Origin of the sequence: Filimonas zeae, assembly GCF_014641615.1 — a bacterium.
GTDB classification, from domain to species: Bacteria; Bacteroidota; Bacteroidia; order Chitinophagales; family Chitinophagaceae; genus Filimonas; species Filimonas zeae.
Map to the genome: position 1 here is coordinate 585,254 of NZ_BMIB01000003.1, position 12,975 is coordinate 598,228.

Below are 12,975 nucleotides of genomic sequence, written 5' to 3' on the forward strand. Positions count from 1 at the left end.
TGTTGACGATGTAAAGTTGCAACGGGGCCAAAATTTTTCCAAAGGTGAACTTCACGTGAAACGCACTCAAACGCAGTGGTGGCGCGGAAAAATAGTAAAAAAGTTGTGTGCATTTTGTGCGCGGAAATGGGCCTTATATATGTACTGCGCTGGTTGTTAGTTACTTGCAAGGGTGCAAAAAATGGGGGCGATTCACCTGCACTTCACCTTTTTTTCTGAAACCCTTACTACGAAAGGGCTGTAGAGGGTGCATTTTGAAAACGTGTGCATATATTATTGAATTAATTATGTGTTTTGAGGGCTTTTTGTGCTTTTTTTACGGAAAAAAGTACTGTGGGGATGATCCCCACACGTGTGGGACTGATCGCCACATATGTGGGGATGATCCCCATAGCTGTGGGACTGATCGCCACATATGTGGGGACGATCCCCATAGCTGCTAAACTGAACGCCACATATGTGGGGATGATCCCCACAGCTGCTAAACTGATCGCCACATATGTGGGGATGATCCCCATAGCTGTGGGACTGATCGCCACATATGTGGGGACGATCCCCACAGCTGCTAAACTGATCGCCACATATGTGGGGATGATCCCCACAGCTGCTAAACTGAACGCCACATATGTGGGGATGATCCCCACAGTTGCTAAACTTTCCGCTAAATCTGCTAAACTGCTCCAGGCATTTTCAGGGGTGATTACTACAAATGCAAAACCCACCGCCATATTTATAGCGGTGGGTTTATTTACTATTTAGTGCATCCTATATTATGTGGCCTGCAAAACAGCAGTTTATTTTTTGGCCGGGGCGTTTGTTTTAGGCTTCGGCTTATTCGTTCTTTTTGCTTTAACCTTAACAATTTTAGGTCTTACACCTTTCTCAGGCACTTTAAATAGTTCTTTAAGAGAACTTGAATAATATTCAGCCAATTCATCCTTTGTCTCGTAGGGTATCTCAGTGCATTTTATTAATCTTTCCAAACTTTGAAAGGAGGGAATACTTGCATTTTCTGTACAAATAATATCCGCTAATGCAGTTATCACCGGTTGCACAAATGGCGATGTGTAAAAGCCTACTTTTACTTGTATTTTTGTATGCCAGCAAAGAAAAGCCAGATCGTGCGCCAGTTTAAGGCGCTCTTTTTCGTCCATTTGATTTTTTGCCAGTTCCAGAAACTCCTTTTGCTCCTGTAGCCAGTTCGTTAACCATACTGCCACATGCTGCTCTTCTGCATTATAGCCTTCCTGTAATTTGCTTTGTTTGCACAGCCAGAGTGCTTCGCGGTGCCGGGCATGCCAGCTATCTAAAAAGTTTTGTTTGCTGCGTGCATCTCCATATAGTTCCAGCTCGTTTTTACCCATTCCACTCAGGTATTGCAAAAAGGCCGGGCAGTTGGTATTCATACAAAGGGCTATATTATACAACTGCTCGTAGGTGCCTTTGGCCTGGTGCCATAGTTTAACACGGCCCAGTAACTGAAAGGCATACGTAACACGGTGAAAAGTGTTGTTACCTTTTCCGGGGTGTTTAATTACTTCCCAAACAGGGTGCAACAGCGCTTGTAATAATCCGTTATTGTTATGGGCCTTCATCAGATTCTGATAGCCGCTTCTCATAACCGGTATGTTTTTATGTATAATAATGTCTGGCATTTTACTGCCAGCCGGGTACAAGTGTTTAAAATGCGTATCCAGATAATCGTATACCTGAATAAAAGCGTTTAGTATGGGCTGGTAATCGGCCTTTAGTTCGGGGTGCTTTTTAATATAGTTCCATACTATATCCAGCAGGGCATTAACGGCGCACCAGCTTTTTTGCAGGCTATGTTTAACGGAAGTGTCTGCTTCGGAATATGAAAATGTAAGCAGTTCAATGGTAAAGCTATTACAGTGGGCTTCAATGTCTGTTACCCATGCTTCAAACTGGCCGGTGCTTTTAAGGTTGGGTACTTTTTCTGGTGGTAGTTGGTAGCTTAACATTAAAAACAGGTTGGGCAGGGCATTAGAGCGTTCTGCATACGGTGGTTGAGCTGAGTGAGGCAGCGTGTCAATTTTCATAGCACTTCTTTTTATGGTAGGGATTAATGATTAATAAGATTTGGTTTCTGCCGTATTACTACGGTAGCGTGGCAGCATTTAATCTGGGTTCATAGTGCGTTTTTTATAAAGTATTGTTTTATAGAATAGCGGAAACCTGATCTTATCTAAAGTAGTGCCCTGGGGAATCGGCACTACTAATTTATATTGACATATGTAAAAGAATAGTTAAAAAATGGTTTTGTTATTTACATATACGTTGTTCAGGCTTGTTCATTTTGTTCAGGGTGGTTTTGCAATTCGGTTCTGCCTTATTTTCGTTTAGGGTTAATACGGTGGATGTTTATCTATTGTGATTTTTTTAATTTAATAAAGCCTGATTGTAACCAGGCTTTCCGTTTTATGGGTTTTATTGCAAGGGTGTGCCGGGCAGTATTTACTGTCTGGCATTTTATTTTGTACGCTTGTTCATTTTATTCAGTGTGTATTTTCAAATGAGTTCTGCATTACTTTAGCGTTATAGCATGCTGGCAGATATCTATCTGTTGGCTGCTGAAATTAGCTAAGGCCCAGGCTGAACGGGCTTTGTTGCTAATGTTATGTTGATTTAGATGTATAGAGTGTCGGGCGGTGTTTACTGCCTGGCAGCTTATATGTTAGCAATGCCTTATAGTTATTGCATTTAATGGCCGGTTTTATTTAAAGTTTCGTGCATCCGGCAGTTTTACTTCATCTCTTATGCTACCCGTACCCATTTCTCTGCCAGCGGGTATAAATATCCCATCCTTTTCATCCCCACGTGACAAAGTAAGTACAGGCAGGTTTTCGTTTTGCGCTGCGGTAAGCTGGCGCAGCATGGGAGACAGGTTATGGCACCTGCTTACAATTACATGAATAACGGCACCTTCTTTTTGCAACCTGCCTTCCACCATCAGCAGGCGGCTTTGCAATATTTCTTTGCGGTATTTATCAAACAGCTTCGCAAACACTACCAGGTTTACTACGCCGGTTTCATCTTCCAGTGTTATAAAACATACACCTTTGGCAGTGCCCGGCCGCTGGCGAACTAACACCAGGCCTGCTACTTTCAAGTAAGCGCCGTGTGGCAGCGTGGGTAGTTCTTTGGCTGAGCATATGCGCAGCAATGAAAGCTTTTCCCGTAAAAAGCCAATGGGGTGGCCTTTTACGGATAGGGAGGTAGTGCCGTAGTCCTGCACTACGTGTTCCGAATCTGTCATTAACGGTAGCTCTGGTGCCTGTTCATAACTGCTTTCACTTGCCTGGCCGGTAAATATGCCTACCGGCCTGTCGGCCATGGCACTGGCTTCCCACAGCGCCTGGCGGCGATCCAGCCCCATGGACCGGAAGGCATCGGCATCTGCCAGTTTTTCAATAGTAGCCTGCTGTACGCCTGCATCCCGCAGGGCGTGTAACGTGGTATAGGGTTGCATTCTGCCTTTTAGCAGGCTTTCCATATCTTCCTGGCGTATGCCGTTTATTTGCCGGAAGCCCAGGCGTAGTGCGCAGTATTTACCGGTTTTCTCTTCCAGTGTATTGTTCCATTGTGATAGGTTTACATCTGCCGGGCGCACTTCTACGCCATGGCTGCGGGCATCAATCACCAGCTGCGAAGGCTGGTAAAAGCCCATGGGCAAGCTGTTGAGTATGGCACAGCAAAACACATCGGGGTAATAACATTTCAGCCAGCTGGATATGTATACCAGCAAGGCAAAGCTTGCCGCATGACTTTCAGGAAAGCCGTAGCTGCCAAAACCTTCCAGCTGTTTAAATACCGAGCGGGCATAATCTTCTGTATAACCATTCTTTACCATGCCCTGTATCAGCTGATGCTCAAACATACTTACCTGCCCGTTATTGCGAAAGGTGGCCATGCTGCGCCTTAGCTGATCGGCGGCTGCCGGTGTAAAGCCTGCTGCTATAATAGCTATTTTCATAGCCTGCTCCTGAAACAGCGGCACACCCAGTGTGCGGCCCAGTATGCCTTCCAGTTCTTTGGAAGGAAAGGTAACCGGCTCTTCGCCATTGCGCCTGCGCAAATAGGGGTGTACCATGTTGCCCTGAATAGGGCCGGGGCGTACAATGGCTACCTCAATAACCAGATCGTAAAAATTACGAGGCTTCATACGTGGTAGCATAGATTGCTGGGCACGGCTTTCAATCTGAAACACACCAATTGTATCGGCAGCGCTTATCATATCATATACCACGGGATCGTCCTGCGGCACGCTGGCCAGTGTATATTGTTTGCCGTGGTGATCTCTTACCAGGTCAAACGCTTTGCGTATGCAGGTAAGCATGCCCAGCGCCAGTACATCTACCTTTAAAAACTTCAATTCTTCAATATCCTCTTTGTTCCATTCAATGTTGGTGCGGTTTTCCATGCGGGCGTTAATTACCGGGCATAAATCGCTCAGTTTGCCTTCTGTTATAATAAAGCCGCCGGTGTGCTGGCCCAGCTGGCGGGGAAAAGCCAGCATCTGGCCCGTAAGTTCTAACACCTTCATCAGGTGCTGATCGTACGGGTTTAAACCCTGTTCTGCCACGCGCTGCTCGTTAAACCACTCCTTTGAATACTCCCATATTGAACTGCTGAGGCGGTCGATAATATCTTTTGAAAGGCCCATGGCTTTGCCCACATCTCTTATAGCGCCTTTCTGCCTTTGCTGCGTTACGGTGGCAACAATAGCGGCGCGGTCGCGCCCGTATTTATTGTAGATGTATTGTATTACCTCCTCGCGCCGTTCGTGTTCAAAGTCCACATCAATATCCGGCGGCTCATTGCGGGCAGAAGATATAAAGCGCTCAAACAGCAGATCAAACTTGGTAGGGTCTACCGAAGTAATGCCCAGCACATAGCAGATGGTAGAGTTGGCGGCGGAGCCACGGCCCTGGCAAAGGATGCCTTTGCTACGTGCAAAGCGTACAATATCGTATACGGTAAGAAAGTAACAGGCATAGTTCATTTCTTTAATAAAAGCCAGTTCGTGGTTTATGTTGGCGGTGATTCTGTCGGGTATTACGTTGCCATACATTTCTTTGGCACCCTGCCAGGCCAGAAAGGTTATTTCTTCCAAAGGTGTACGGCCCTTGGGGGTTATTTCTCTGGGGTATTCATATTTCAGTTCATTCAGCGAAAAGCGGCAGGCGGCAGCTACTTTTTGTGTGTTGGCAATGGCTTCCGGAAAACGGCGGAACAGGCGCATCATTTCCTGCGGTGTTTTCAGGTGCCTTTCTGCATTTTGAAACAGGCGGTAACCGGCTGTATAAATGGTGCATTTTTCACGTATGCAGGTAAGTACATCCTGCAATTCTCTGCGGTAGGGTTCGTGATAATACACATCGTTAGTGGCTATCAGCGGTACGCCCATTTGCTCAGCCAGGTGCGCCAGACCATATATGCGCTTGGTATCGTTGCCTTCATAATAACGGCTTACAGCTAAATATAGGGCACTGCCCAGGTGGTTTTTATAATCGGCCAGGTGGCTTTTGTATTCCTTATCAAAATCAAACCGTTTGTTTAGTGTGGCAGGTGGTAGGGTTATAAATATCAGCCCTGCTTTATGCTGGTATACATCTTTACGGTACAGTTCACAATGTCCTTTTTCAGCCCGCAGGTTGCCTACGGTAAGTAAGGCCGATAGCCGGGCGTAGGCAGCTTTATCAGTAGGGTAAGCCAGCAGGGGAGGGCCATCCTGCAATTGCAGATAGCAGCCAACAATTAACCGTATACCTGCATCTTTGGCGGCGCTGTGCGCGCGCACTATACCGGCCAGGGTATTACGGTCGGTAATAGCCAGGCTTTTATAACCCAGATCTCTGGCGTGGTACATTAATTCATCGGGGTGCGATGCGCCCCGTAAAAAACTGAAATTAGAAGTTACCTGCAACTCCGTATACATACACCCTCCCTTCTTTTAAGCAAAATAGCCGTGTAAAAACCAGCCTGGCGGCTGTGTATTATCATAGTGGCCTAACCGGTATATCCAGTAGCGTCGGCCCTGTTCATCCTCTATTGCATAGTAATCGCGGTGATAGCCACGATCCATCCACCAGGCCCGTTCTATACGCTCCGGCCCGTCTGCCTTGGTTACCTTATGCAAAGCGCCCATATAGGTAAACAGCATAGGAGGGTAGTCTGGTATAGGGGCAGTAACCTCAATACGGCGCGGTGTGTTCAGTAACTCCACCGGGCGCTGTTTATCAGTACGCCAGGCGGTAGTGGGTTCGCCGGTTAGTTTAGGGGTGGCCTGTATCGATTGCTCCGGCCAGTAACCTTCTACCGGTAGGTAGCGGTGTATGCGGGCAGAGGGTAGTTTGCTGCTGATACGGTCTACCAGTTCGGCCAGTTCTTTATCTGCCAGGTTGCCCGTAATTTCAAACAGGGTTTCCTGCTGCGCCTGTAAATCTTCCAGGGCGGTGGCTTCCAGGGTAAACATTTCAATACCCAAATCAGGCTCCAGTTCCGGTATTTTCAGTTCAAACAACCGGAATAAATGGTGCGTGTTTACAGAAGGAAGCACAGTAGAAACAGCAGTGCTTACCATATGGCCATCTACCCGGTAGCCTTTCAGTGTTGCATTGCGTATACCCTTGCCTTCTTTTTGCAGGCGGGTACACAGCTGATCCAGCAGCTTTTGTATCGCTATTTCAATACCTGCCTGTGTGCGTATAGGTTCAAGGCAGGGCAGGCGCTCCGTATATTCCGCAGGTGGTAATATAGGTAGCAGTGTTTCCAACTCATGCCCCAGTGCTTTATCTAACTGCAATAACAGTTCTTTGCCAAACCGCCTGCGCAGGGCACTGCGTTGCATGTGCATAAAGCCTTTTATATTTCTAAAGCCCAGTTTGTGCAGTTTTTCCAGTATGGGCACTGATAGCCGCAGGGCGGCTGGTGGCAGGTCCATTAACGCATCGGATTGCTTACCGCTTTGTACCATGCTTTTGTTGCCGTAGCGTGCTACGGCCCATGCAGCGCCGGGGGTATCGGCTATAGCCATGCGGGTGTGGTAACCATATTCTTTAAACCGGCGTTGTATCTCTTTCAGGTAGGGCGTTTCGCCACCCCACAGGTGGGCGCAGCCGGTTACGTTAAGCAGCAGCCCATGCGGGGCATCTACGGCTACCACAGGTGTAAACCTATCGCACCACTGGCCAATTGCATGTAATAGCTTTTCGTTCAGCCCCGGTACATCATCTACTGCCTGTAGTTGCGGCACGCTTGCCCGGGCATCGGCCACCACCATGCCTACGGCAATGCCTTCCTTCTGCGCCAGTGGGTTTATGGCCGTTATTACTTTACGGCCATGGCTTACCTCTGCCAATACAAAGGGTATATCTTTCAGGTTTTGGTGGCGCCGCACAAACCAGTCCGTTTTCAGGTAACAGAACCAGATGGATACAAAACGTTGTTGCATGCTTACACAATTTTTCTAATCTGCTGTTCATTCTTCTCAGTAATTGTTTGGGGGTTGTAAAGCATGATGCCGTCAGGATCGTTTATTACCTGCCAGCTTCCGGGCACTCCGTTTCTTATTTTTTCAAGCGTAACCTGCCAGCTGGCAAAGCCCAGGCCAGGTATCAGTTCATCTTTAGGAGTGGCCAGTGGTTTAATACGCCAGCGGGCAACGCTGGCGGTAGTTTCAGTAAGTTTAGGCTGATGCCTTAAGATAAAGCCGGTAACCCGGCTGGCCTCAACAGCCAGCTGCATTTTGCGGGATTGTACAAAGGACACTTCTTTTAAATCACTAACCACGGCGGCCAGCTTTTCGCATTTCAGGCATTCTTCGGTAGCCCACAGCACATCCCGCTGTGTTTGCACATCTACAAAAACAATACGCTCTGGCTGTATACCAAACACAGCCAGGCCGGGCGGAAAGGTTTGCCTGCGGCTACTGATCCACATACATGGCCCACCGTGCGCCATTAATGCCTGTAGTATGGTGTTGATAAACCCAATGGTAGCCGCAAAATCTTCCGGGTGATGGCTTATAAACTCATGTACTGCGCCGGTAGGGAAGGTGTGTTGCGGAAAAGCCTGGTTAATGGCAGGGGGCAGTTGCACGGCAGAAAACTCACCACTCAGCTTGATGCCCTGTAGCTGTAGTAGTTCTTTTTTGAGTTGCGCTATAATGTCTGCCTTTAGTGCCATAACAAATTGGATCAGTTGAAAAACCGAAACGCAGCTTTTTACTGCGTTTGCTGCCGTTTAATACCCCTTCCAATAGCATTTGGCAAAAAATGGCCTGGCCAGGACTGGCGATGCCATTGGTTAGGATATGGATTTATAAAACGGCAAAACAAACGTACTAAATAAATTAGCATGAACTGCCAAGTGTGGAGGCTTAAAATTTTCTACAGCTTTTTGTCAAGGTAATACATATTGATGAAGTATTGCATGTGCTCTTCAAACAATATCAGCGAAGAACTTTAATGAGAGAATTTTGGTAGATTTATAACTTATTACTCTGCAATGCTTAATCAATTCAATTCTAATTTTTCCATAGTCCCTACTAAAGAGGAAGAACAAGGCGCATTCGTTCAAAGGTGTGGTTATTTTATTCAACTGTTCAATAAGTTACCTGATTATGATAAGTTATATGACTGGGTTTGTTTAGAACTCGGCCTGAATCCTAACGATGTTCGTGACCAAAACAGATCCATTTTTTATCCTGTAAAGACTTATCTGAACGATCTTTTGCCAAAGGACTTTCTAAATACACTAAAGATTCTAACCTTATTAAGGCACTATTATAGTAAAGATGTAGAGATGTTGGGAATTTTTGATAAGAAGATAACAGAAATTATGGGAAAGGCATCAGTAAGCCTTGGAATTCATTACAAATCAGGAGCATTTTTTCCTGAGGGAGAAAAATTACTTGATATTGAACTCGTAGAATTTTCCATGACATCATTAAGTAGGTATCCCAATGAGGAAAAGGATTTGCGATTAGCTTTAGAATGCTATCAAAAACAAATTAAAAATGGTGTAATAGAAAATTGTTACCGATGTATTGAAGGTTTAGTAAGGGGGCTTTTAAAAAACAATTCTACTCTTATTGATAATAAGCCGACTCTGATGAGGTCAATTGGCCTTTCAGATCACTGGCGCAAAATATTAGCCGCATATATAGAATATGGGAATGAATATGGTCGTCATGCGAGCGAAAATAGGCATCAGTTTATTGATGCGGAAGTTGAAGCATATCTTTATACAACTTGTCTTTTAATTAGGTTACTTGTTAAGTTTAAAGCTCCCTAAATTGTCTTATGGTTTCATTGAATTTAAAAGACGTATTTTTTGAGTCGTTAAACTATCCAGCTTTTGCAAGAGCTGATTTTTTTCTAATTAAGCAGAGGGGAAGTGGATGGTCGCCTGCTGTTTATTTTAAGGCTTTGCTGATACAGTATCAAGACTATAATCATATTTTCCTTTCTAAACTTAATGGTGAAAAAAGGGGGAATGTGAACATTGAAAAGCAGAATTTTAGTATTCAAGTTAATGTGCCCAATCAGCCGGGGGATGAAATAGCTATTACAGAAAATTTATTGAGGGAACAATATCTGGCTATCCACACGGCAATAAGGCATGTGCAGATTGCAACTGATAAGGACGTAATTGGTGAGGCAGAGGTTCTGGCGTGTGTGGAATATGGTTTGCTTTTTATTTTTAAACAATTTAAAGATATAGTGAAGAAAGTTCAGGCCTTGCCTGTTGATTCGAATTTTGAGTTAAAGACCTATCTGATTGCCCAAGATGGCCCTTTTATTAATTATCCGGCTTTTAAAAAGTCTTTGCTTCATTTGTTATTAAATGGTACGGAAAGGAAAATACTTAAAGAGGTACTTAAGAGATCGAAAGCGGCTGCTATTGAAATAGTAAGATTATGGAATGAAAAAATATTTGATTTTCAATTCGATAAAAGACTTACACGTTTAACCGGTAATGATTACTATAGGGTTGAGTTTAATAGAAAGACGCTTAGCTGTTCATGGTGGTCAGATCCGGATATCTTTAGTGTTAAATTACATGATTTTTTCGTTTTGCAGGACCTGGCTAATTATGCTGCGAGGGTAGCAAATTTGATTTCGGAAGACGTCTTTCAAAAAGAAGATGATAAGCAAGTTGTAAGAAAAGATTCATTTGTCAATGAGTTTGTTTTGGGGGTTCATAAATTGCTTTTGAATGGAATGGATGAATTGCCAATAAAGAATTTAATTGCTAAACAACAAAAAGAGGCTGATTTCAGGAACTGGTTTGACACTTGGTTTTCTGCATTAAAGTGGTTTCCAGATAGGGAGGTGCTTAAAGAAAATGGATTTATTGATTTAAAGCTTCAAACTTCATTTGGAAGAATTGTTGTGGAATTTAAGGGGTGGTGGAATAGTGATAAAAAGAATATTATTCAGCAAACAACGAAATATTTAACTGATTTTGAAGGTGAGGCTTACATTTTTATCATTAACCATACCAGACGGGATATTACTGAACGATATAGAAAGCTTATCACCGATCAAGGAAATGGTTATATTGTAGGCTCATGGCAAGAATGCGTTTTTCAGGAAACTCCGTATTGCTATTATAAGAGTATACATAAAAACGGATTTAAGGAGAAGATTTTTTATCATCTTATATTTCAGTATGGAATAAAGTGAGTTTTTAATTCGCTTGCATCTCCACCAGCCTATAAGCCTCCACCAACTTACAAAATGCAAGCGTGGCATTTTTAATATGCGTATCCGTGGTGGTTTTATACTGCTCTACAGATACATTATTCACAAAGTGTTGTAGCACATCTTCCAGCTTCCTGTTGTACAATTCCATCATTACATAGCTTTCCGCTGTAGTAAAAATTTCAAACGTTATATTCATTCCTATCTGCTTTTATTGATTATCATTAGCTTTTTGCACCCGTCATTTATCAGTTGAATGTATTTTTCATCAGACCATTCTATTGTTTCTGTAACTGCCATAGCAATTATGTTCTGCATCAAGCGGGCCATTACCTTGTTTTTCTTTTTATGGGTTGAAGGTATGGTTATGGTAGTCTCCAGAAAGTCTTTGAATACTTTTGTGGTTTGACCGATCAGTATCTTCTCATTGCCGTTCAATATGGTGCATACTGTAGATAACTGCGTTACAAAAAGCTGTAGCATTACATGCTCTGAAATATTGTAAAGTTCACAGTCTTTAATAAAGCTGTCAGGAATATCAATGGTAATATTTACGGTTTCCATAATTTAATTACTATTATCTGGCTGTTGTTTTTGAATGAGTGGAGCAGTTTTTTGTGCGGTGATGTATAAAGAGGAAAGCATGTGTTTAAGCTGCTCATAAACGGAAAGCGAATCAGCTACTTCTTTTCCGTTTAAAACCTCACCACGGAAGTATACAAAGGCCGAAAATCATTCCCATAGTTGATCCATTGCTTTTTCATGCTCGTTATCCAGAAAAAACAGCGTTACGTCATGATACAATTCCTCCAGTAGTTCTTCTTTAGTCTTTTCGCTCATACCTGTTGTTTTAACTAATTATAATATTCCTTTAGAAGGGTTCTTATTTGCTTTAAGGCCATATAATGATAGGTGTAGCAGCTTTCGGGGGTAAGGCCTGTTAACGCGCCTATTTGCTGATAATCATGTTTATCATACTGGCGCAACCTGTATATGTTTTGCTGCCTGGGCGGCAGGGTATTGGTTGCCCGCTCAATCAATGCTTCCAGTTGCCTGGCGGCAATGGTTTCCTGCGTGCAGTTGCTGCCTTCTTCTTTGGTAAGTATAATCAGCTGTGTTTTTTGCTGAGGTATAAGCTTTTCTTTACGGTAAATATTTATTGCGTGTCGTTGCAGGCAGGTGGTTATAAATCCTTTTGGGTTTTCCACTTCGGGCAATCTGTTTCTTTTCTCCCACATAAGTGCGTAAAAGCCCTGCGTAGCGTCTTTTGCTTTTTCGCGGCATCCGGTATGTTTAAACAGGCGCACTAACACCCATTGCTGGGTTTGGCGGTAAAATTGTTCAAAGGCATGGCCGCTGCCGGCGGCTATTTCTAAAAACAGTCGTTTCAATACTGCATTATCCACTTCAATCATAATTAACTGTTTAACACCCGGCTGTTTATGGCCCGGTATACGGTTTAAATAATGGTTTGTGGATAATGGATATAATAGGGTACGGATTAAAACAGCTTGTATTTTACAAGCTATAAATTGTAAAATACAACTATGGCACCAGGCAGCATATGCCGTGTTTTACATATTTTAGTTAACAGATACGCTAACAGGCTGTAAATTAGCTTATCAGGCTTTGGTATTATACAAATGTTGTGTGTGGGTTACCAGGTGCAGGTTGTGCGTTACCAGGTATGGGTTGTATGTTACCAATGGTTTTATAGTACGTTACCAATAGTTAATAATCAATATATTTGCCTCAATGAGAACTTCTACTATGCCAGAAAAAACACATCAGGGAAGAGCCATCAAACGCCTTCGTGAAATATTGCATGTAAAGCAGGACAACATTGCCCTAGAGTTAAACATTAGCCAGCAAAGCGTGAGCGTGCTGGAAACCAGAGAAACCTTAGAGCCAGAGCAGCTGGAACGGATAGCAAAGGTTTTAGGGGTGCCGGTTGAGGTTATAAGAGATTTTAACGAAGAGGCTACCATTTATAATATTCAGAGCAATAATACCTATGAGGCGGAAGTAAATGGAGGTATCGCTACTGGTTGTACCTTCAATGCTCTGGACAAATGGCTGGAATCAATGGAAGAAGTGAAGCGGTTGAATGCAGCTTTATTAAAGGAGAAGGACGAAAAGATAGCTTTGTTAGAAAGAGTGCTTGCTGAAAAATCAAAGTAGTATCTAAACAGTAAGAAATATAAAAAGCTGCCTCATCAATAAATGGCAGCTTTTTTATTTAAAA

Annotated in this window: 11 protein-coding genes; 4 read left to right on the top strand and 7 right to left on the bottom strand. The window is 43.5% G+C overall.

Annotation, left to right across the window (positions count from 1 at the left end; all coding sequences use genetic code 11):
- The first annotated feature begins 339 nt into the window (after nt 1-339).
- Entirely contained in the window at nt 340-759 is a 420-nt protein-coding gene (locus IEY13_RS15555) for a hypothetical protein (RefSeq protein WP_188953714.1), read from the top strand.
- Between the two features lie 35 nt (nt 760-794).
- Here the strand turns inward: IEY13_RS15555 and IEY13_RS15560 are convergent, their stop codons facing one another.
- The 4 genes from IEY13_RS15560 to IEY13_RS15575 form a co-directional block, all read right to left on the bottom strand.
- Nucleotides 795-2,060 (bottom strand): hypothetical protein, encoded by a 1,266-nt coding sequence (locus IEY13_RS15560; RefSeq protein ID WP_188953716.1) that lies wholly within the window; start codon nt 2,058-2,060, stop codon nt 795-797.
- 674 nt (nt 2,061-2,734) lie between these two features.
- Nucleotides 2,735-5,959 carry an error-prone DNA polymerase gene (locus tag IEY13_RS15565; RefSeq protein ID WP_188953718.1) on the bottom strand — a complete coding sequence of 1,075 codons (3,225 nt, stop codon included), beginning with the start codon at nt 5,957-5,959 and terminating at the stop codon, nt 2,735-2,737.
- 15 nt (nt 5,960-5,974) lie between these two features.
- Nucleotides 5,975-7,474 carry a Y-family DNA polymerase gene (locus IEY13_RS15570; RefSeq protein ID WP_188953720.1) on the bottom strand — a complete coding sequence of 500 codons (1,500 nt, stop codon included), beginning with the start codon at nt 7,472-7,474 and terminating at the stop codon, nt 5,975-5,977.
- A 2-nt stretch (nt 7,475-7,476) separates the two neighbouring features.
- Nucleotides 7,477-8,208, bottom strand: a complete 732-nt coding sequence (locus tag IEY13_RS15575) for an ImuA family protein (RefSeq protein ID WP_188953722.1) — start codon at nt 8,206-8,208, stop codon at nt 7,477-7,479.
- 321 nt (nt 8,209-8,529) lie between these two features.
- Here IEY13_RS15575 and IEY13_RS15580 point away from each other — a divergent pair, with 321 nt between their 5' ends.
- Complete coding sequence (locus IEY13_RS15580; protein WP_188953724.1) at nt 8,530-9,318, top strand: hypothetical protein; 789 nt, start codon at nt 8,530-8,532, stop codon at nt 9,316-9,318.
- Nucleotides 9,319-9,326: 8 nt separating this feature from the next.
- Entirely contained in the window at nt 9,327-10,712 is a 1,386-nt protein-coding gene (locus IEY13_RS15585) for a hypothetical protein (protein WP_188953726.1), read from the top strand.
- A 4-nt stretch (nt 10,713-10,716) separates the two neighbouring features.
- On the opposite strand, the gene IEY13_RS15590 is transcribed toward IEY13_RS15585, so the two are convergent.
- The 3 genes from IEY13_RS15590 to IEY13_RS15600 all read right to left on the bottom strand — a co-directional run bounded on the left by IEY13_RS15590 (nt 10,717) and on the right by IEY13_RS15600 (nt 12,145).
- Nucleotides 10,717-10,929: a hypothetical protein gene (locus IEY13_RS15590; protein WP_188953728.1), complete on the bottom strand. Its 213-nt coding sequence runs from the start codon at nt 10,927-10,929 to the stop codon at nt 10,717-10,719.
- A 2-nt stretch (nt 10,930-10,931) separates the two neighbouring features.
- Nucleotides 10,932-11,294 (bottom strand): hypothetical protein, encoded by a 363-nt coding sequence (locus tag IEY13_RS15595; RefSeq protein ID WP_188953730.1) that lies wholly within the window; start codon nt 11,292-11,294, stop codon nt 10,932-10,934.
- A gap of 290 nt (nt 11,295-11,584) precedes the next feature.
- On the bottom strand, nt 11,585-12,145 hold the full coding sequence (locus tag IEY13_RS15600; RefSeq protein WP_188953732.1) for an RNA polymerase sigma factor: 561 nt from the start codon (nt 12,143-12,145) through the stop codon (nt 11,585-11,587).
- A gap of 340 nt (nt 12,146-12,485) precedes the next feature.
- Between IEY13_RS15600 and IEY13_RS15605 the strand changes: the two genes are divergently transcribed.
- A complete protein-coding gene (locus tag IEY13_RS15605; RefSeq protein ID WP_188953734.1) occupies nt 12,486-12,911 on the top strand; it encodes a helix-turn-helix transcriptional regulator in 426 nt (141 codons plus the stop codon).
- Nucleotides 12,912-12,975 lie beyond the last annotated feature (64 nt).